This window comes from Mycobacterium sp. 852002-51971_SCH5477799-a (assembly GCF_001667145.1).
In the GTDB taxonomy this organism is placed as follows: Bacteria; Actinomycetota; Actinomycetes; order Mycobacteriales; family Mycobacteriaceae; genus Mycobacterium.
The window spans coordinates 1-19,250 of record NZ_LZIF01000113.1; the positions used below are offsets into that span (position 1 = coordinate 1).

The 19,250-nt window shown below is 66.1% G+C and carries 21 protein-coding genes and 2 pseudogenes; 5 read left to right on the forward strand and 18 right to left on the reverse strand.

Translation table 11 applies throughout. The features are described 5' to 3' along the window. The 13 genes and pseudogenes from A5753_RS17915 to A5753_RS17975 all read right to left on the reverse strand — a co-directional run. Positions 1-482, reverse strand: a pseudogene (locus A5753_RS17915) (type VII secretion-associated serine protease); the annotation flags it as partial. Between the two features lie 41 nt (positions 483-523). Then, positions 524-2,053, reverse strand: coding sequence for a type VII secretion integral membrane protein EccD (gene eccD, locus A5753_RS17920; protein ID WP_082971365.1), 1,530 nt, complete (start codon positions 2,051-2,053; stop codon positions 524-526). After that, on the reverse strand, positions 2,050-3,075 hold the full coding sequence (locus A5753_RS17925; protein ID WP_156656155.1) for a MinD/ParA family protein: 1,026 nt from the start codon (positions 3,073-3,075) through the stop codon (positions 2,050-2,052). Before A5753_RS17925 ends, eccD begins: the two co-directional genes overlap by 4 nt. Positions 3,076-3,236: 161 nt before the next feature. Beyond that, the gene (locus A5753_RS17930; protein WP_067131023.1) at positions 3,237-4,067 is read right to left on the reverse strand and encodes an ESX secretion-associated protein EspG; all 831 of its coding nucleotides are present in this window, start codon (positions 4,065-4,067) and stop codon (positions 3,237-3,239) included. A 106-nt stretch (positions 4,068-4,173) separates the two neighbouring features. Beyond that, the gene (locus A5753_RS17935) at positions 4,174-4,461 is read right to left on the reverse strand and encodes a WXG100 family type VII secretion target (RefSeq protein WP_007771836.1); all 288 of its coding nucleotides are present in this window, start codon (positions 4,459-4,461) and stop codon (positions 4,174-4,176) included. 52 nt (positions 4,462-4,513) lie between these two features. Further along, on the reverse strand, positions 4,514-4,828 hold the full coding sequence (locus tag A5753_RS17940) for a WXG100 family type VII secretion target (RefSeq protein ID WP_040630553.1): 315 nt from the start codon (positions 4,826-4,828) through the stop codon (positions 4,514-4,516). Between the two features lie 95 nt (positions 4,829-4,923). After that, positions 4,924-6,105: a PPE family protein gene (locus A5753_RS17945; RefSeq protein ID WP_067131026.1), complete on the reverse strand. Its 1,182-nt coding sequence runs from the start codon at positions 6,103-6,105 to the stop codon at positions 4,924-4,926. Between the two features lie 33 nt (positions 6,106-6,138). After that, positions 6,139-6,450 carry a PE domain-containing protein gene (locus A5753_RS17950; protein ID WP_067131352.1) on the reverse strand — a complete coding sequence of 104 codons (312 nt, stop codon included), beginning with the start codon at positions 6,448-6,450 and terminating at the stop codon, positions 6,139-6,141. 249 nt (positions 6,451-6,699) lie between these two features. Next, positions 6,700-7,098, reverse strand: a complete 399-nt coding sequence (locus A5753_RS17955) for a VOC family protein (protein ID WP_067131029.1) — start codon at positions 7,096-7,098, stop codon at positions 6,700-6,702. Between the two features lie 4 nt (positions 7,099-7,102). Continuing rightward, complete coding sequence (locus tag A5753_RS17960) at positions 7,103-7,435, reverse strand: hypothetical protein (RefSeq protein ID WP_067131032.1); 333 nt, start codon at positions 7,433-7,435, stop codon at positions 7,103-7,105. After that, a complete protein-coding gene (locus A5753_RS17965) occupies positions 7,432-8,028 on the reverse strand; it encodes a TetR/AcrR family transcriptional regulator (protein WP_067131035.1) in 597 nt (198 codons plus the stop codon). The genes A5753_RS17960 and A5753_RS17965 overlap by 4 nt, the downstream gene beginning before the upstream one ends. Further along, positions 8,025-8,456 carry an enoyl-CoA hydratase/isomerase family protein gene (locus A5753_RS17970; RefSeq protein ID WP_369829336.1) on the reverse strand — a complete coding sequence of 144 codons (432 nt, stop codon included), beginning with the start codon at positions 8,454-8,456 and terminating at the stop codon, positions 8,025-8,027. Before A5753_RS17970 ends, A5753_RS17965 begins: the two co-directional genes overlap by 4 nt. A 96-nt stretch (positions 8,457-8,552) precedes the next feature. Next, a complete protein-coding gene (locus A5753_RS17975; protein WP_067131038.1) occupies positions 8,553-9,881 on the reverse strand; it encodes a HAMP domain-containing sensor histidine kinase in 1,329 nt (442 codons plus the stop codon). A gap of 224 nt (positions 9,882-10,105) precedes the next feature. On the opposite strand from A5753_RS17975, the gene A5753_RS17980 reads away from it, so the two are divergent. Genes A5753_RS17980 through A5753_RS17990 form a run of 3 tightly spaced genes read left to right on the forward strand, consistent with a single transcriptional unit; the run spans position 10,106 to position 13,216 of the window. After that, positions 10,106-10,708, forward strand: coding sequence for a TetR/AcrR family transcriptional regulator (locus A5753_RS17980; RefSeq protein WP_067131041.1), 603 nt, complete (start codon positions 10,106-10,108; stop codon positions 10,706-10,708). Between the two features lie 27 nt (positions 10,709-10,735). Continuing rightward, the gene (locus tag A5753_RS17985; protein ID WP_067131044.1) at positions 10,736-11,947 is read left to right on the forward strand and encodes an acyl-CoA dehydrogenase family protein; all 1,212 of its coding nucleotides are present in this window, start codon (positions 10,736-10,738) and stop codon (positions 11,945-11,947) included. A gap of 51 nt (positions 11,948-11,998) precedes the next feature. Next, on the forward strand, positions 11,999-13,216 hold the full coding sequence (locus A5753_RS17990; protein ID WP_067131047.1) for a GNAT family N-acetyltransferase: 1,218 nt from the start codon (positions 11,999-12,001) through the stop codon (positions 13,214-13,216). A 27-nt stretch (positions 13,217-13,243) separates the two neighbouring features. Here the strand turns inward: A5753_RS17990 and A5753_RS17995 are convergent, their stop codons facing one another. Further along, positions 13,244-14,227, reverse strand: coding sequence for an alpha/beta fold hydrolase (locus A5753_RS17995; protein WP_082971366.1), 984 nt, complete (start codon positions 14,225-14,227; stop codon positions 13,244-13,246). Positions 14,228-14,329: 102 nt separating this feature from the next. Between A5753_RS17995 and A5753_RS24605 the strand changes: the two genes are divergently transcribed. Beyond that, positions 14,330-14,998 (forward strand): DUF998 domain-containing protein, encoded by a 669-nt coding sequence (locus A5753_RS24605; RefSeq protein ID WP_067131052.1) that lies wholly within the window; start codon positions 14,330-14,332, stop codon positions 14,996-14,998. On the opposite strand, the pseudogene A5753_RS18005 reads toward A5753_RS24605, so the two are convergent. Beyond that, a pseudogene (locus A5753_RS18005) lies at positions 14,943-15,697 on the reverse strand (ATP-binding cassette domain-containing protein). The gene A5753_RS24605 and the pseudogene A5753_RS18005 overlap by 56 nt on opposite strands. Before the next feature lie 228 nt (positions 15,698-15,925). Next, complete coding sequence (locus A5753_RS18010) at positions 15,926-16,207, reverse strand: hypothetical protein (RefSeq protein WP_067131054.1); 282 nt, start codon at positions 16,205-16,207, stop codon at positions 15,926-15,928. 232 nt (positions 16,208-16,439) lie between these two features. Here A5753_RS18010 and A5753_RS18015 point away from each other — a divergent pair, with 232 nt between their 5' ends. After that, the gene (locus A5753_RS18015) at positions 16,440-17,666 is read left to right on the forward strand and encodes an MFS transporter (protein ID WP_067131057.1); all 1,227 of its coding nucleotides are present in this window, start codon (positions 16,440-16,442) and stop codon (positions 17,664-17,666) included. Between the two features lie 16 nt (positions 17,667-17,682). On the opposite strand, the gene A5753_RS18020 is transcribed toward A5753_RS18015, so the two are convergent. After that, positions 17,683-18,720: an LLM class F420-dependent oxidoreductase gene (locus tag A5753_RS18020; RefSeq protein ID WP_067131356.1), complete on the reverse strand. Its 1,038-nt coding sequence runs from the start codon at positions 18,718-18,720 to the stop codon at positions 17,683-17,685. An 11-nt stretch (positions 18,721-18,731) separates the two neighbouring features. Continuing rightward, positions 18,732-19,154, reverse strand: coding sequence for a nuclear transport factor 2 family protein (locus A5753_RS18025; RefSeq protein WP_067131059.1), 423 nt, complete (start codon positions 19,152-19,154; stop codon positions 18,732-18,734). Positions 19,155-19,250 lie beyond the last annotated feature (96 nt).

The window sequence follows — 19,250 nt, forward strand, 5'->3', positions numbered from 1 at the left end:
ACCGGGGGCGGTACCTCGACCGGTGGGGGCGGTGCGCCCGCGGCCGGCGGCGGACCGGCCGGCGGAGGGAATGCCGGAGTGGCGGGCATCGGCCGCGGCATCGGCAAAATCCCTTGCGGCGCAGCGCCGATGATCGAGCTGACAATCGTGCCGTGGGCGTCGCAGTCCGACAAGCCGTCCTCGCCCATGATGTAATCGCCACCGGGAACCACCGGTAGCCGCGGGTTCGGCGACACCCCCGTGTCGATGACCGCCACGGACACACCGTTGCCGGTGCTGTATTGCCACGCCTTCGTGATGTTCAGCAAGTTGAAGCCCGGGGCCATCTGCGCCACGTCGGGGTTTCGCACGGTGATGGGGGTCGAGCAGCTGTTGGCGCGGCGCATCGGCTGGTCGGGTTTCGGTGGCCCGTCCGGCGGAACCATCCCCGGGTCCACCGAGGGTGGTGTAATGGCAAATGCGGCAGGGATATTGGCTGACATCGCGACCAGGGCGACGGCGCCGGCGACCGCGGCGGCCCTTTTCAGTGGCGAATCCACGTGAAGAGCCCTCCCAAGGCCGCCGCTGCTGGTAGCAAGACAATGAATGCGAGCACTTCCACCCATTCCACCGTCAACCGGATGAATGGCCGAAACCGCATGGCCGGCACCAAAAGTGCTGCGGCCAAACCCAACCCGGCGAAGATCGTCACAATCACCACCGGCCACATCAGCCCGGTCACGGCGTCTTTCGGCGCGGCGACGGCGTACTTGACCACACCCGCGCACACCGCGGCTGATGCCCCGCACACGAGCGCGACGGCCTGATATTTGGCGGCGAATCCGCGCCCCTGGGTGACGAAGATGCCCACCACCAGCCCGGCGACCACCAGCGCCAACCACGCCCACTGGCGTCCCGGCGCCAACACGCCCCACACCGCGACGGGCAACACAATCGACACCCCTGCACACAGGCCCACCTGGACGGCATTGACCAACCGCGCCGAGGCGGCGATCGCGGCGCCGCGCGCGGTGATGTCGGTCAGTTCGTTGTCTTCATCTTCGGATTCGTCCTCACTGACCGGAGCCACCGTATCGACGGGCATCCCCTCGCGCCGCGCGAACAGGTCCCGGCCGGTGATCGATCCGAAATGCGGCGGTCTGACCCGCGCCACCCACAGTGCGATCAGTGGAGCCATCCGGACCAGGACCAGCAATCCGACCAACACGCAGACCGCCAGCACCTGAGCCGAAGCCGGCCGGAACATCCGGACGGCAGCGACGGCAGCCAGGATTCCGCAGACTGTCACCACTGCGGTGACCACCGCTGTCTGCCAACGGTTTCGGGCGGTCACCCCGATGGCGACGGCGCCCAGGATCACCACGACGGCGCCGATCAGCCCATGGGCGGCGCCGAGCACACCCGGGGGCGCGCACGCGCCGGCGGCAGCAAGTGACAAGACCGCCAGCCACGCGAAACCACTGAACAGGTCCCGTCGTCCCCGCCACCCCCTTCGCACCACCAACGTGGCAACCACCAGCAAGGCGCCGACCGCCGCGCACACCGCGGCCGGGATGGGGCCGTCGGTGAACGTCCGTGCCCGCAACGTCAGGGCCACGGCGACCCCGACGGCCATCGCGATGACGGCGACCGCGGTGTGCGCGGCCGTCAGCGGCGTCACCGGCGCGAACATCCGATCGCCACCGTCGCGGCCCAGCCATTTGCCCATCGCCGCCAACCCCGTTGACAGCGACTCGTATTGCGGTTCGAACGACTCACCGTCGACCCGCGGCACCAGCACCAGGGTGTCGCCATCCTGGACACCCAGTTCATCCAGGCTTTTATTTATATCGAGCCGGACGCCGTTGATCTTGTGGAGCTCGTAGCTGCCCGCGGGCAATGCGATGCCGTCGAAGCCTTTGCGCTTCAGGTCGGCATCGAACAGCTCGACCATTCCCTCGAAGAATCCCTCCATCGGGATTCCGGCCGGAAATACCTGCGAGCACAGATGCTTCTCGTAAGAAATGTTGACCGCACAACGCGCCGGGAAAGCGACCTTATGCGGCGCTGTCACGGCACCGACCGCTCGGCGTCAGGAATGTATTTGTCCGCCAGCCCGGCGGTGATTTCGAAGAGGCGCAGTCGCGACTTCTTTTCCAGTTCGTGAACCGTGTCGATGATGCCGCCTTTAGCGAGGTGGGGATCAAACGGCAGCACTTCGACGGTCGCCCCGACCTTGGTGAACCGCTCGGTCAAGTAAGCCAGCGCGTCCTTATCGGTGATCTGGTCGGTGTGGTTCACAATCACGGTGCTGCGCGACACCAACTCGTGGTAACCCTGCGAACGCAGGTAATCCACCGCGCGCAGCACCGGGCGTGACCTGTCCGCGGTGATGCCGGAGACGAACACGAGGGTGTCTGTATTTTCCAATACCGGCTTCATCACCTCGTGTTCGAGGTCTGGTGAGGTGTCGACGATCATCACCGTATGCGTGCGCCGCAGGCGCGAAAGCACGCCGGAGAACATCGCGGGCACCAACGGCCTGGGCTGGTCGGAAGTCCGGTTTCCAGCCAGGACGTCAAGACCAATGACGTTCTGTCCCAGATGTTCTCGAATATCCGCGTATCCCTGGACATCGGTGTCGTTGATGATCGCGGTGTAATCGCCGGGCGGGGACTCGTCGATGCGGTCGGCCAGTGTCCCGAAACCCGGGACCGCGTCGATCGCAATCACGTTCTGCGGGCGGCACTCCCGGAACACACCCCCGAGGCAGGCGGCGAGCGTCGTGACGCCCACGCCACCCTTGCCGGAGACGACCGTGATGACGTATTGCCGTCGAATATGCCGCCGGATGCGATTCTGCAAATCGCGGTAGTGCCGTTCGCGCGGGGACTCACCGGGATTTATTTTATGAAAAGATATGGAGTAAATGAATTTCCGCCAGCCCGAACCTGGTGGAATTTTCCGCGGCGCGGCCAGATCGGTAATACGCATTGTGTCGGATACCGAATCCGGGAAGTTGCTGGCCCCTGACGGATCCCCCCGTCTGAGCGCTCCTTCGTCCGACATATTCGGGTCATTCCAAGGGCTCGTCACGACGCGATGCTAACACGGTTGCCGATACCGCGTTTACCCCGTTCAGAAGCTGTCCAATGCGACAGACGTTGCTATTCCAAGACTTTGGTTATCGCAGTGACTTTCGTCAGTTCGCTTCCGCCGCGCCCCTTACGTTTTGCTTCTCGTAGCAAAGCGCAGCGTCACACAACTCGCCGATACGAGTGCCACTCGTCGCCGGCGGGCAATCGGCGGATGAGCCGTTGAATCGCTCCGCCGATGTCCGTGCGCGAGCCGGGCGAGAGAATCTGGTACTGACGCTGCCCCGAGGTGACGCTTTCGATGCAGATCCGCCCCGCGGGGGTGTCGACGATGGACACCGTCGAGTCGCCGACGGCTATTCGTGCCAACTCGTCCGGCCCGACGCCGGCCTGCAGCCCGACGATGTTCGCGTGCGCGGACCGCGCGGGATCGGCGGCCGTCAGGACCATCTGCAGCTGATCGGCGTCGAGGCGCTGTTCGAGCAGGAATTTTCGCAGGCTTGCGGTGTCGCGCACCGAGTTCAGTAACTGCTCGGTGTCCAGCGTGACCGGCTTCAGCGGTGCCGCTTCGGCCACGCCGCACAGCCTCTCGATCTGACCGACCAGCAGGTCGCTGGCCGACGCTTCATTGCCGGCCGTGCCCGCGGGATACAACCGCACCACGTCGCCGTGGCGTTCCAAGACCACCCACCACGTCGCGAAGCGGCAAATGGATGCACGCGTCGGCTCGCGGCCCGGGACCCCGATCATCACCAGCAGCCCGAGATCGCGTCGAAGCAGCACCGTCAGCCACTCACGGATCATCGGGTCGACGTTGCCGGCCTCATCGAGCGCGCCCGCGGCCAGCAACTCGGCGGCCGCGGGGTGATTCTTCGCGCGCTCCGGGGTGTCCAGGCGCGGCAGCATCGGCCGCAGCCCCAATTCAGGGCAGGTTTGCTCCACCCCGGTGACCGCCTGCAACACCCATAGGCCGTCGACCGTCGTTGTCAGCATGTCGCCTCGCCCTCACCAAGCGAGTCCGCCGACCGGTGGACGGTAGACCGAAGGTGGGGCACACACGCCCGGCGCATCTGCCCCACCTTCGCTTGGTCGCGCGAACTCAGAACAGGCCGGCGATGTGCTGGTCGGTGCTGAGCGCATTGTCCAGCACGTGGGATGTAGTCACGCCGTGCTGGCGAATGGTGTCGATGAGACCCTGCAGGCCGGACAGCATCTGCGCTTGGGCCTCGAAGAAACCCGATGCGCCGTGGCCGGCAAAAAATTCCTGCAGGGCGTGGGTGCGGTTGGAGGTGTCGTCAAAAATCGACTGCAACTGCCCGGCGCGGGAAGCGACGTCGGTGGCGAAGTCCGCGACGGCTCCGGGGTTATAGGTGATCGGGTCGGACATTGTGAAGTTCCTTTCAAAAGACCATTAATGGAATTGAGAATTTAGTGGGTGCTTAGGAGCCGTGGCCGCCGAATAGCGCGCTGAAAGCGTGCGAGGAATCCGCCTCGTGGCCTTCCATCAAGGCCGCCGCCTTCGTGAGCCCTTCCGCCAGACGGGTGCCGCCGGTCAGGACCTTATTTAAGTCGTTTTGAACTTCGATGGCCGTCGCGTGCGACGCCGTCACCGCCGAACCAGACCAGGTGGACGGGTTCATCACGTTTTCCTGATTCGCGACGTATCCCTGGCCAATCCCGATCGCGTGCTCCATGTTCGCCTGAATGGCGTTGGAAGCATCGCGAAGCATTTGCGGTGTTACTTTGATTGTCACGGAATTCTCCTTCTCCGGTGGGCCGCCCCCCGTGTGGGCATGAAGCGAAGTGTATGGCGGCTGATTGGACCTGTCGATTCACCTTTCGCCTGGGTTCACACTCGGGCGTCGACAACCCGTACGGTCGCGGGCTGGTCGGCTTTGTCACGGGAGCCGCGCTCGCCTCCCGCCCCGTGACCGACGGGCATACCGCCCATCGGGGCGCCACCCATCGTCGTGGTCTGCGGCCGCATGGCCTCGGCACCCAATGCCCCGGCCGGCCGCAGCCCTACCGGCCGGCCACTGGTGGCCGGCTCGAAGGCGCTGACCGGACGGGTGAAACTGGTCGCGGGCATGCCCGCGCCACCCAGCGACGCGCCGCCACCGGCCCCGACCTCCGCCGCGGAGAGTCCGGTCGTGGCCGACACTGCCGAGACGGCCGGTGTCGCTCCGCCCATGCCCATGGCTCCGGGATTGGCGAACATGCCCATCAGCGGCTGCATCATCTGCATCGGAGCCTGCATCATCTGCATCGGCGCCTGCATCACCTGCGGGATCGCTCCCATCAACTGCTGCGCCGGCTGCATCAGGGTGCTCGCCTGATTCATGAAGTCCTGCCCGCCCGAGGCGGCCTGACCGGTGCCCTGCACCCCCGTCTGTGCGCCCTGCATCGCGGCGCGCATGCCGTCGCCGGCCCCTTGCTCCGCCGCCGATTCGCCCACCGCCGCTGCCGCCTGCGCGGGTGCGGCCGGCGACGCACCCATGGATGCGATCGGCGGAGGGATGGTGAGACTTTGGGACAAGGCCGTCAGGATCGTTCCGTAGCTGGCCCCGACCGCGGAGTTGTTCGGCCACATCGACCCGAAGTACTCGAGCTCCAGCGACGTGATGCGCGGGGTCAATGCGCCGAGGACCAACGGGTTGATGCCGTAGTCAGCGGCGGTCTCGGTGCGGTTGCCGATGCATTCGGGAGCGGGGCGCATCGAGCCGTAGGCCATCTGATACGCCGAGACCGCAGTCGACACCACCGCCGGCTTGACGTCGACCCAGCCGGCGAGCCCGTGCAGCGACGCGTTCAGCGCGGTCGCGTTTGCCGCCGAGGCCAACGAACCCGAGCCCGTCCAACTCGCCGACGTTGCGACGGTGTTGATCGTTGACGCAATGCTGGAGCCGTGATGGGTGGCCGCCAAGGCGGTCCAGGCGGCCTGGTTCGCCAGGTGAGTGATGACGCCGGCCCCCGCCTTGAGCAGCATGTCGTTTTCCTCAGGCGTACGCGCAGCCCATCCCGGATCGGCCATGCGTACTTCCCCCCTTTGCTACGTCGCTGGGATCTAAGCCCCGATAGCCATCGTCAAGCTGCGCATGAGCTCCGTGACGACGTAGGTGTTCGAAGCGATGCTCTGCGCGCCGGCGAACAGGCCACGCTGGGTTGCGTGCTCAGACACTACGCCCAGGTAGCTACCGCCGCAGGCGTTGAGCGCCGCAGCGAACATGGCCGAATCCGGATCGCCGCCCATCGGCAGCACACCAAGCAGAACGGGCGCGGCCGCAGAAGCCGCCGCCTCAGTCTCCGCGCTGATCGCCGACTCGGCGCCGGCCGACGCCAGCACCGCCTCTGACTGCACCGACGTGATAGGACCCATCATTTCCCTCCGAACGCTCAATCCGAATCCAGGTGCTTGGGGCCATAGTGTAGTGGGATTTTGCCGATCGTGTTATTCACTCCGGTCGGGACGGCCCTGAGCCCCGGAATTTGGTTAAATAACGCCGGTCCAAGCGTGAAAGTACTGGATTACCAAAGGGAGTCGGCGATAACCTCAGCCGCCTCTCAGGACTCGGCTGTCACAAAAACACCTTGGTTACCTGGTGCGCATTCCATTAAGGCCGATTATCTAGTCCCGGTCGTGATGGCACACGGCCTCGAGTTTGATGCCGAACGGGTCGTACCAAAAGGTGGCGTAATAATGGCCGGGATATTGCGGGAAATGGCGCGGCGGGTGGATGACGGTGCCTCCGGCCCGGACGACTTGATCGTGAACCGCACGCACCGACGACCTCCGCCGCACGATGAATGCCAGATGCTGCAGCCCTGCTTGCTGCGACGCGTACTCATGCGGCTCAACCGCCGGATAGAAGAACAAGTAGGTGCCCGGCTTGTTTTCGGCGGGCCGATAGGAAAACTCGTCGTCGGTATGAAAGAACGGCTCGAAGTCGACAAGGGGCATCAGCGCGTCGTAATACCGTTTTGCGGCTGACAAATCGGGGACGTTGATCCCTAGGTGGCCGAGCATGGCATCAGCTTTCGCCAAAGCGCGCGCGACGTGCGCCGGTGTCGTCCCCCGAGACGATCAGGTCGTAAACGTAAGCCCGGTCGCCCTTGGCGCTGACCCACATGCCCTCCGGAGGCAGCTCACCCCACCCGGGGTCAGAAAACGGTCGCGCGAGCACATAGTCGGCTTCGGTACAGATCGCCCACCCGAAATCGGGCAGACGACGACACCACAGCGCGATGTCATCGCTGCGCCGATAGGCGGGGTAGCCGTAGGCCGGCCCGGCCGGAACGAAGCGATAGACGGTGTCATCGGCTCGCCGCCGTAAGCATAGGTCCGTCAACGCCGGGCGGTTCATGAGATCGCTTGGCTATCAGTGGATTTCGTTGCCGCACACAGGGTTTCGGCGACCACACGGCCCGTGTCTTGAAGCGGACGGGTGCACCGTTGCACCCGCGCGAGCATGATCGCTCCCTCCAGGCTGGCTACCGCGAACGTCGCCAGTCGGCGGGATTGGGCGGCCGAGACGCCGGCGCCGATCAGCTCGGCGGCCACCCGTGCTTGCCAGGAGTCGAAGACGGCCTGGCTCGCTTCGCGCAAGGCTTCGTTGCTGCTGGCGATCTCACAAGCCACGGTGCCGATCGGGCACCCGTCAGCGAAGTCGGTGTCTTCCAGGGCACGCGCAGCCCAGTCGAACCATGTGACAGCGGCCTGACCGACGTCGACGGACTCGGAGAACACCCTGTCAAGCAGTTGTTGGTAACGCGCGGCGGTCTGGGAGATCGCCTGCACGGCCAGGTCTTGCTTGCCGCCGGGGAAGAAGTGATACAGCGAACCCAGGGGGGCCCGGCTCTCGGCGACGATCTGCTTGAGGCCGGTGCCCGAATACCCCTGGCGGCGAAACAGGCCGATCGCGGCGGTCAAGAAGCGATCACGGGTGGGCGTGGTCATAAGGACCGCGCGTTGGCCGTACCGCCGGCCGCGGAGCCCAGCGGGAGGCGGTCCAAGATTCGCTGGGCACGTTGGTGATCCATGGAGTAGGCGCTCAGCGCCTCACGCTCGAGTTGATCGTCCAGTGGACGCCCGAGGACGTCCAGCACCGTCTCTTTGGCCGATCGAACTGCGGATTGTTCGTGCCCGGCAATGCGACCGGCAAGGGCATAGGCGGCACTCATCAAATCGTCGTGCGGGACGACGCGGGTGACGAGATTTACCTGCAGCGCACGTTGTGCGTCGATCGGTTCACCACTGAGCTCCAGATCCAGAGCCACCGCCGGACCGCAGGCATCGACAAGCCGAGAAATTCCGCCGTCACCGTGATGAAACCCCAAGCCCACCAAGGGCGCACCGAACATCGCCCGGTCGGAGGCGATGCGGATATTGAGCGCGGACCCTCACAGATTATATAGATCGCTCTACTAAGACAAGGCCTGGACCTTGACCTCCTCAACGCGACATAACAAAGCGGCCCGCCGCTACGCCGGGCCACGCCCATCGCCGGCCAGCCGCAACAGCAACCGGATGCCACCGAGCGGACTGGTATGCAATGCCGCTGTGCCGCCATGCAATTCGGCCTGTTGGGCGACCAGCGCCAAGCCCAGCCCCGAACCCGACCGTGAAGCCGTCGAGCCTCGGGTGAAACGTTCGAAGACGGTGGCGCGTTCGGATTCCGGGACCCCGGTGCCATCGTCGTCGATTGTGATCTCTACGCCCTCGCTGGAGCTGCCAACGGCCAGCAGGATTTTGCGGGCGTTGCCGTGCTTGACGGCGTTGGCGATCGCGTTGTCGATCACCAGCCGCAGCCCGGTGGGCAGTCCGATCATCAGCACGGTCGGCGAGGGCACCAGCGACACGTCCACATCCGGGTAGATCCGCAGCGCGTCGTGCGCGGCTCGGTCCAATAACTCGGTGATGTCGAACGGGACGAAATCGTCGACGGTCGTCAGCTCGCCCTGGGCCAGCCGCTCGAGCGCCGTCAGTGTCGCCTCGATGCGGCTCTGGGTGCGAATGACGTCGCCGATGACCTCGTGACGCTGATCGAGCGGCAGGTCCAGGGTGGACAGCACCTCCAGGTTGGTGCGCATCGCCGTCAGCGGCGTGCGCAGCTCGTGCGAGGCGACCGCGGCGAAGTCGCGCGCCGACTCGAGCGCGGCCTTGGTGCGCTGCTGCTCCTTGCCGATGCGGGCCAGCATTCCCTCGACCGCTTCCGCGATCTCCACGGCCTCGCGCACGCCGCGAACCTGTACCTCGTCGGGGCTCGACTGGGCGTTGATCGCCCGGGCCTGTTGGGCCAGCAGTAGGAACGGATTGACCATGATCAACGAGATCACCCAGCCCACGACGACGGTGCCGCCGATCACGCTGGCGCAGATCAGCAGCACCCGCAGGTGCAATTCGTTGATCCGATGCTGAGCTTCGGCCAGCGGCGCGGCCAGCGCGATGGAGGCGGGGCCCGCCGTGAAGGTGCGAACGCGGTACTGCACGCCGTTGATGGTGGTGCTGGCGTAGCCGTCGGGAAGCCTCGGCAACACGATGCTGTTGGGCACCGACACGGTCACCCCGCCGATGCGAGCGGTGCGCACCAGGTTGCCGTCCGGCGCGGGGCGGTCCGGGCTGGTGTGCTCGGCGTTGTTGAGCAGGCTGCTGATATCGCCCAGGCTGCTGACCGAATCGAGCCGCCGGTCGAGCTGGCTGTACTGATCGTTGGTCACGCCCACCCATACCCAGGTACCGAGCAGGACAACCAGGGTCATCACCGAGATGGCGGCGACGATGACGATGGTGCGCAGCGACAGCACCCGCATGGGCAGCTGTACGCGCGGTAGGACGCGAATGTCGGGCTCCTTCAGTGGGTGCTGATCCTTTGTCGACCAGCCTGAGTACAACCCTCACAGCAGTACCGGTCCGGCGCGATCAAACGCGGTGGCGTTTCGTAAGAATTTAACGCTAGCCGCGTCGCCGCCTCCTCCGTCACGTGCCGCAGCCGGACCGATTTGGTCCTACCAGGGTGAGTGAGTACTCTCTCACCATGCTCGCGTCGGGACGTGATCGGCTGCTGTCGGCAGCGCTGCGGCTCTTTGCCGCCAAGGGCTACGCGGCGACGTCGGTGGCCGACATCCAGCGGGAATCGGGCCTGGCGCCCGGCTCGGGCGCGCTCTACAAGCACTTCGGCTCCAAGCGCGAGCTGCTCGAAGCGGCGGTGGCGCACCGGATCGACAGCATTGTTGCCGCGCGAGAGGAATACGACGCTGGGCAACCGGGCAGTGTTGAGCGGGCGGTACGCATCGCCGGCCAACTGATCTGGAGCAATCTCAAACAGAGCGAGGATCTGCTCAAGGTCATGCTGCGTGAACCGGACGAGCTCGGTGATCTCGACGAAAAGACGTGGCAGGTGATCACCGATAACGCCTACCAACGCTTCGCCGACGAACTCTCGGCGTCGAACCGGTCGGGCCGCACCAGCATTCCCGATCCCGAGGCGGCCGCGGCCGTCGCGATCGGGTCGCTGTCCTATGCCGCGACTCTGCAGGCGCTGACCGGTCGCCTGCCCGGCAACACCGACGAAGAACGGTACTTCGAGGCGTGGGTCAAGCAAACGGTCAGCGTCCTCAACCAATACAGAAACCGTTGATAGACAACCTATTTCAGGAGCACAACCGTGACATTTTCACTGCAACTCAGCGACGACGTGATCGAGGTGCGCGATTGGGTGCACAAGTTCGCGGCCGACATCATCCGTCCGGCCGCGGCCGAATGGGACGAACGGGAGGAAACTCCGTGGCCGGTGATCCAGGAAGCCGCAAAGGTCGGCCTGTATTCCCCCGACTTCTTCGCGCAGCAGGCGGCCGAGCCCACCGGCCTCGGCATGCTGACCGCGTTCGAGGAGATGTTCTGGGGTGACGCCGGCATCGCGCTGTCCATCATGGGCACCGGTCTGGCCGCGGCGGCCTTGGCGGGCAACGGAACTCCCGAACAACTGGGGCGTTGGCTGCCCGAAATGTTCGGCACGTCCGACGAGCCCAAGCTCGGCGCCTTCTGCTCGTCGGAGCCCGATGCGGGTTCTGACGTCGGCGGCATCCGCACCCGGGCTCGCTTCGACGAGGCGACCAATGAGTGGGTGCTCAACGGCACCAAGACCTGGGCCACCAACGGCGGCATCGCCAACGTGCACATCGTGGTGGCCTCGGTCCATCCCGAACTCGGCACCCGCGGGCAGGCCAGCTTCGTCATCGGGCCGGACACCAAAGGTCTTGCGCAGGGCCAGAAGTTCAAAAAGCACGGCATCCGGGCGTCGCACACCGCCGAGGTGGTGCTCGACAACGTCCGCCTGCCCGAGGACGCCATCCTCGGCGGCCGGGAGAAGTTCGAGGCGCGGATCGCCCGGGTCAAGTCGGGTGCCTCCACGGGTGGCCAAGCGGCCATGAAGACGTTCGAGCGCACCCGGCCCACGGTCGGGGCGATGGCCGTCGGCGTGGCGCGGGCCGCCTATGAGTACGCGCTCGACTATGCCTGCCAGCGTGAGCAATTCGGCCGCAAGATCGGTGAATTTCAAGCGGTGGCGTTCAAGCTGGCGGACATGAAGAGCCGCGTCGACGCGGCCCGCCTGCTGGTGTGGCGAGCCGGCTGGATGGCGCGCAACAACCAGAACTTCGACTCGGCGGAGGGCTCGATGGCCAAGCTCGTCGCGAGCGAGGCCGCGGTCTACGTCACCGACGAGGCCATCCAGATCCTCGGCGGCAACGGCTACACCCGCGATTACCCCGTGGAGCGCATGCACCGCGACGCGAAGATCTTCACCATCTTCGAGGGCACCAGCGAGATCCAGCGGTTGGTGATTTCGCGGGCGGTGACCGGGCTGCCGATCCGTTAGCGGGCGCGCAATTCGGGTGACCCCACGCGCAGGGCACGACATGATGGCCGAATGACCACCGAGATCCGGGCCCTGGACACCGACGACGACCTTGTCGCCGCAGCTCAACTGTTCCGCACCGCGATGGTGGGCCTGCCGCCCGTGCAGAACCTCCCACCCGGCCAGATCACCAAGCTGTTCGAGCCCGGCCGCACCGTCGGCGCATTCATCGACGGACAACTCGTCGGCACCGCGGATGCCGTGACGAGCGCCCTTACACTTCCCGGCGGAGCCACCGTGGGCCACGCCGCCGTGACCCACATCGGAGTGTTGCCATCGTTCACCCGACGGGGCGTCGCCACCGAATTGATCCATCACCAGCTCCGCGACGTCGCGGCGCGTGGTGAGGTCGTCGCGTCGCTGCGGGCGTCGGAGGCCACCATCTATGAGCGGTACGGCTACGGGGTGGCGAGTTGCTTCCAGAGCGTGGAGGTTACGACCGCGCGGGCGGCGTTTCGCCCCGAGGTGGGCTCGGGCGGACCGGTGCGATTACTCGGCGCGGCCGAAGTCTGGGACGTTTTGCCCCGTGTCTATAACGCCAATCGCCCGTCCCGTCCCGGAACCATCGACCGCCCCGGGTCGTGGTGGGAGAGCGCGCGCCGCCGCGCCGAATCCTCGTCGGGGCCTTGGTATGTAGCCGCGCATGGCGAACCGGGCACCGAGACGGGTTTCGCCCGCTACCGGCCGATCGGCATAGAGAATTGGTTCGTCAGCGACCAGCGCTCCGTCGTGGTCGAGGATTTCTTCGCACCGACCGCCGACGCCTATTTCGGGTTGCTGCGTTTTCTGCTCAGCCTGGATCTTGTTGACCGAGTGCTGTTTTGGATGCTGCCCATCGACGACGCGCTACCCTGGCTGTTTGTCGATCGCCGGGCGGCGAAGGTCACCGCGGTGTACGACGAAACCTGGCTGCGTGTCATCGACGCCCAGCGTGCCCTGACCGCGCGGTCCTACCGTGGCGGCGGGACCGTCACAATTGCGGTGAGTGACCCTCTGCTGTCGGGGAATTCGGCGAGCTTCACGATCGCCGGCGCCGGCGCCGAATCGACAACCCGCCGCGCCGACGTCCGCGTCGGCATCGAGGGGCTTGGTGCCGCGCTGCTCGGCGGGACGAGCTGGCGCAGCCTTGCCGCGGCCGGGCTGGCCCGTGCTGACGATCCGGTGGCACTGGACGTGGCCGACGAACTGTTCGCGGTGCCCGAAGCACCGCACGCCGGAACGTTTTTCTGAACCGGAGCGTGCCCACGGCTCGTCGGATCACCGCGTCGGTTCCGACCTTTGCATCACCAGACGTACACCGGCCACCACCAAGTCGGGCTGGTGGATCTGGATGAAGTGGTCGCTGCCGGTCGCGATCATGTGCGGCGTCTGCGGCCGCAGCGCAATCAGATCCGCCGAGGCCTCTCGCCACGCCTGCTCCAGTTTCCCGCTCTGCTCGGGCGTGACGGTGCCCGGAACCGCAAACGGTTCGGTCCTGGTCAGCACAACTGTGGGGACGGGCGGGAAGGCAGGGGCAGCGCCGACCTGGGCGACGCTCTTGTCGATGTCGATCTCCTCAAACGACGGCACATTCGCGAACTGGGGCAACGGCCGGTCCAACGCCTGGCGATAGGTCGGCCAGTCCGGTCCCATCAGGTCCGGTATCTCGACCGGAAAGGCGTCGACGAACGCCAGGGCCCGCACCTGGTCGGGATAGGTCTGGGCGTACAGCCGAATGAACAGCCCGCCCAGCGAGTGCCCGACCAGGACGTACGGGCCCGGAAGACGGGCGGCGGCGAGTAGCGCATGCAGATCCTGAACGACGTCTTGAGCGCTGCGTGGCATGGCCACCGGCGAACTGCGGTCGGTGATGCTGGGCGGATCGGGATAGCGCAGGGTGCCGGGCCGGTCGTAGGCGCAGACGCGATGGTCCGCGGCGAGGGACGGCAGCACCGCCGGACCCGTCGCCGGCGCAGCGGCGTCGGACTGACCCCACGGATCCGAAGAGTTGTGATATCCGGACTCCAAAATTATTGTGGGACTGCCCTTTCCGTGGCACTCGAGGTACAGGTGCCGGCCGCTGCCGATGTCGATCGGGCCCGCGAACTCGCCGCCCGCCGCCGGTGTGCCCCGGTTGTGCGCCGGTCCGCCGCATGCCACGAGCGCGACCAACAGCGCGACAGTCGACAGACATCGACGGACACCCGCAGCGACGCGCGACGGATGGGCCGCGATTCTCAAGGTCTCCCGCACTGCACGCATCGCGTTATTGTGCGGGCAACCCTGCCCCACGTGAAAGCATGGCGGCAAGACGGGGGCACGGGCGGTACTTCGTCCGGCCCCGCCAGAAAGGAGCGACCTAACTTGGCCGGCAGGCGCGGAGCGGCCCTGTGGGCCGTGGCGGCCGTTGGTTACCTGGTCCTCGAGGCGGTCGCCGCGGCGGGCTTCGAGCCCGCCTACAGCTATGCCCGCGACTACATCAGCGATATCGGCCTGCCCAGCGGCAGGCTGGTTCGCGGCCGGACGGTCCACTCACCGCGGGGGTGTTTGATCCATGCGGCGTTCTATTTGCAGGGCATTCTGTTCCTGCTCGGGGCGTCACTGATCGTGGGTCTGCCCGACAACCGAAGGGCCAGGGTGTTTTTGGGTGCCGTCGCCGGGAATGCGGTCGGCAACGTCGTGATCGGAACAGTGCACAGCGGCACGGTGCACGTCGACGGCGCCGTCCTGGCGATCGTCGGAGGCAACGCCGCGATCTTGACCGGGCCCGACGCGATCGGGGAACTCGCCGAGTGGCGTTGTTATCGCTTAGCTTCCAAAGTGCTTGCGGCCCTGGGCTTTTCCTCGATCGCTATGCTGATGGCCAATTCGGCGACGGCGAAGACGGTCCTGCTGCCCGACGGCGCATGGGAGCGCGGAAGCGTGTACTCGATCATCGCGTGGCAATTGCTCACCGCCGCTTGCCTGCTGACGCGGCCTACCCGCGCCGACGTCCGATCCGGTTCTCCACGGCGCCCAGGGCCCCGTCGCTGAGCTTGCCCAAACCGGCCAACAGCACGATGGCCACCAGCATCACGTCGGTGCGACCGGTGTTCTGACTGTCGAGGAGCAGGAAGCCAAGCCCCTTCGAGGAGGCGATCAGCTCGGCAGCGACCACGAAAAGCCAGGCGTCCACGTCGTGCGTGACCAATACGGCGGTGGTGCCCGCCTCTTGCTGCACCGCGTCGAGCAGCCCTGCATCTGCAGCCGGGTCAGCGCGTCGAGGGCGGCCAGCGGCTCGTCGAGCAGCAGAACGCTGGGGCGCCGGGCCAGGGCACGGGCCAGACCCGCGCGTTGCGCCATACCACCGGACACCTGCCGCGGGTAGTGATCGCCGAAGTTGGTCAATCCGACGACGTTCAGCCAATGCCGCACTGCCGCCGAGCCTTTCGTCCGTCCGGTGCCCGGGGTCAGGCCGAATTCGACGTTGGCCGACAACGACCGCCAGGGCAGCAGGCGAGGTTCCTGAAACACCACGGCGCAGCGCGGGTCGATCCCCCGGACGGCCTCACCGTCGATCTCGACGCGGCCGCCGGTGGGGCGGTCCAGACCGGCGATCAGGCGAAGCAGCGTCGACTTGCCGCTACCCGACGACCCCAGCAGCGCGACGACCTCGCCCGGCTCGATTTCGATGCCGACATCGCGTAGCACGGTATGCGTGCCGAATGTGCGGGTGACACCACGCAGGGACACACGTGCCGGCGCAGGGTTGGTCGACGTCACCCGCGCAGCCTAGGAAGCTCCTGCCGGGTCCGGAAGGTTTCACGTGACCATGATTCGAAAGCCGGCCCACTGACCTCGGGCCAGCTGCCGATTCACGCTCGCAGTGGCCACCATCACGCCGGTGGTCCCGAAATCCCGCCAAGCACTTCGTGATTGCGTGCAACCGGTCCCTTTCGAGACCGGCTGCGCGCAGCCGCGTCAGCCGTGCGGCGCCTCGGAGATCTTGGTGTCAGGCTTGCCGAGTGTCTGGCAGTACGTCATCGCCGAGAGCCGCGTTGCGGAGATCTCCACATTGCTCGGGTCGGATCCGTTCTTGTCCTTGAGCATCTTGCTGACTTCGTCGTTCTGCTTCTTCTCGTCTTGCGTGGTGAAATCTTTGCACTTGGTGTCGCCGCCGGTGTTGAGGACCTGTGAGGCCGAACACGCGCTGGACAGCAAGACGGAGATCGCGATCGTGGCTGCCGCAATGTACTTCATCATTTGCCTTCCTGGGTGCGAGTAGTGGTATCAGTTCACCAAATCGCCTGATTTCAAACCACGGAGGGTGCTTCTAGCCGGTGATCGCGGTGTTTGCAGGTGGGCACCGAACCGGTGAGGTGACACCGACGCGGCGGCGCGATTCCCCCGGGCGGGAATAACCGTCCGGGTGGCATCGCGTTCTACCATCGTCGGTCGGACACGCGCACCGTGGATTTGGGAGGGGAGGATCTCCGTGACCTCATCGAATGTGCGCACCGACGACGATGACACGAAGTGGTCGCGGCGCGAGCCGGCGGGAACCCAGGCGCTGTTTGTCAGCGTCTTGGCGCTGCTGCTGGCCACGGGATGGGTCGCCAATCACTTCGTCGGGTTGATGCCGGTGATCAGTGACAGCGAACACCTCAGCACTGCCACGCTCGACGGGATCTTCGGCATCTACGCGGTCGGGCTGCTGCCCGGGTTACTCGTCGGCGGACGCGTGTCGGACGCGCTCGGGCGTCGGTCGGTGGCGCTGACGGGTTCGGCCGCCGCGCTGGCCGGGACGGCGGTGATGCTGGCGTCCCAGCATACGGGGGCTTTGTTGCTGGGTCGGCTCATCGTCGGGATCGGCGTGGGCCTTGCCATCAGCTCGGGCACCGCGTGGGCATCAGATTTGAGAGGCCCCGCGGGTGCCGCGACCGCCGGAGCGGTGCTGACGGCCGGTTTCGCCCTTGGCCCATTCGCCGGGGGGTTCATCGTGCTGGCCGGAGGATCCGGTATCCGGGTCTCCTTCGGTGTCGCCGCCGCCATTGTCGTGCTCGCGACGTTCGCCGTCGTCGGCGCGGCCCGACGCACCGAAGTGACCGGGCATGCTGCGGACTACGACTCGGGACAGGACGCACCGGCCGCAGTGGCGGCGCCGGCATTCAGCCGGGCCTTGAGCTGGGCCATGCCACTTGCACCGTGGGTATACGCCTCGGCGACATTGGGATTCGTCACCATCCCCACCCGGCTACACACCGCACTCGCGGCTGCGATGGCAGCGGGCACGGCCACCCTGATCGTCAACGGTGTCAGCGGCGTGGTTCAGGTACTTGCCCGCGTGTTCAGTTGGGGTCCGCGGGCCGGGACCGCGGGCGCGGCCCTGGCCGCGCTCGGCTACGCGCTGGCCGCGCTGGCGCCGCCCGCCCTGAGCCCGGCGTTGGGCTTCCCGCTCTTGCTTGTCCTGGGCTGCGCCTCCGGTCTGTGCCTGCGTGAAGGATTGATCGACCTGGAGGCCGCCGCCCCGCCACACCTGCGCGGCGCCCTGACCGGGGTGTTCTATGTCGCCACCTACGTCGGCTTCGCGCTTCCGCTGGTCCTGGCGACCGTCGGGTCCGCGACTTCAGTGGTGATCCTTTCCGTGATGGCGGTGCTTGCCTCGGCGGTGGCGGTCAGCAGAGCCGTGCGGCTACGGCGGGATGGTCACCGGCAACACTGAATTGGTGTCTTCCCGATCAAACGAGTTCGCGCAGCGTCTCGATCAGCTTGACCCGCTCACCCGTCGTGGATGCGATGGGCGCCACGTTGAGGGTGGTCACGCCTGCCTCACGGAACGCCGCCAATCGTTCCCTGACGAACTCGCGGGTACCGATCAGGTTGACGTCTCGCACCAGATCATCGGGCACGACCTTGGCGGCGCCGTCTTTGTCACCGGCCAGGTAGAGCTCTTGAATCCGGTCGGCCTGGGGACCGTAGCCGTATTTGGTGGCCAGGGCGTGGTAGAAGTTCTTACCCTTGGCGCCCATTCCGCCGATGTAGAGCGCCAGGTGCGGCTTGACGAATTCCCTTAGCGGCTCGACGTTTTCGCCGATGGCCAGGACGGGTCCGGCGTAGATGTCGAGGTCACCCAGGTCGGGATCGCGTTTGGCCCGGCCGGCGGCCAGGGCATCCCCCCACACCTCGTGCGCCTTCTCGGGCAGGTAGAAGATGGGTTGCCAACCCTCGGCGATCTCGGCCGCCAGTTCGACGTTCTTGGGTCCCAGCGCGGCAACCAGTATCGGAATGCGCTCGCGGACAGGCTGATTGATCAGCTTGAGCGGCTTGCCGAGCCCGGTTCCCTGGTCGGCAGGCAGCGGAATCGTGTAGTGCTTGCCCTGGTGTTGCACGGTCTCGCGCCGCCACACCTGGCGGCAGATGTCGATGACCTCGCGGGTCCGCCCGATCGGGGCGTCGTACGGAACACCGTGAAAGCCCTCGATGACCTGTGGGCCGGAAGCGCCCAAGCCTAGGGTGAACCGGCCGTCGGAGACGTAGTCCAGGCCGGCGGCGGTCATCGCGGTCAGGGTGGGGGTGCGGGTGTAGAGCTGCAGAATGCCCGAGGCCAGCCCGACCCGTTCGGTGCTCGCGGCCAGGTAGCCCAGCGCGCTCACCGCGTCGAACGAATACGCCTCGGGGACAAAGACAATGTCCAATCCGGCGCTTTCCAGGTCGGCGACTTCGGCGGCCACGTCCTTGAAACCGCCCGCATAGTTGACGCTCAGTCCAATCCGCATGGTCATTACTTCTACGCGGTACCGGATTGATTGGCCAATTCGAGCGCCTCCTGCTGGATGCGCTCGAATTGCGCGCCCATCGCCTCGGACAGTGCCGTCGCGCCCGACAACGGCCGCACCATAACCATGAAGTCATCGATGAGACCGTCGTCGTCGAAGTGCAGGAAGTCACAACCGGTGATCTTCACCCCCGGCGCCCCGGCGATCCCGGTCTCGAACACGAAGGCGTGATCGCGACCGCCGGGGTCGTGGATCTCGCGGATGTAGCGGAAGTCTTCGAAGATTCGCAACACACCGCGCAGGATCGCGGCGGTGATCGGCTTGCCGACATACGGCTTGAACGCCACCGGGCTGGTGAAGACCACGCCGTCGGCCAACATCGCTTGGATGCCCTCCTCGTCGCGGTCTTCGACGGCTTTGCGGAACGGGTGCATCGCGTCCTCACATAGTCAACTAGTTGAGTAGGTGGGTTAGACGCTAGGTCGCGCGCACTCTGATGTCCAGAGTGGGATTGATCACTTTATTGAATA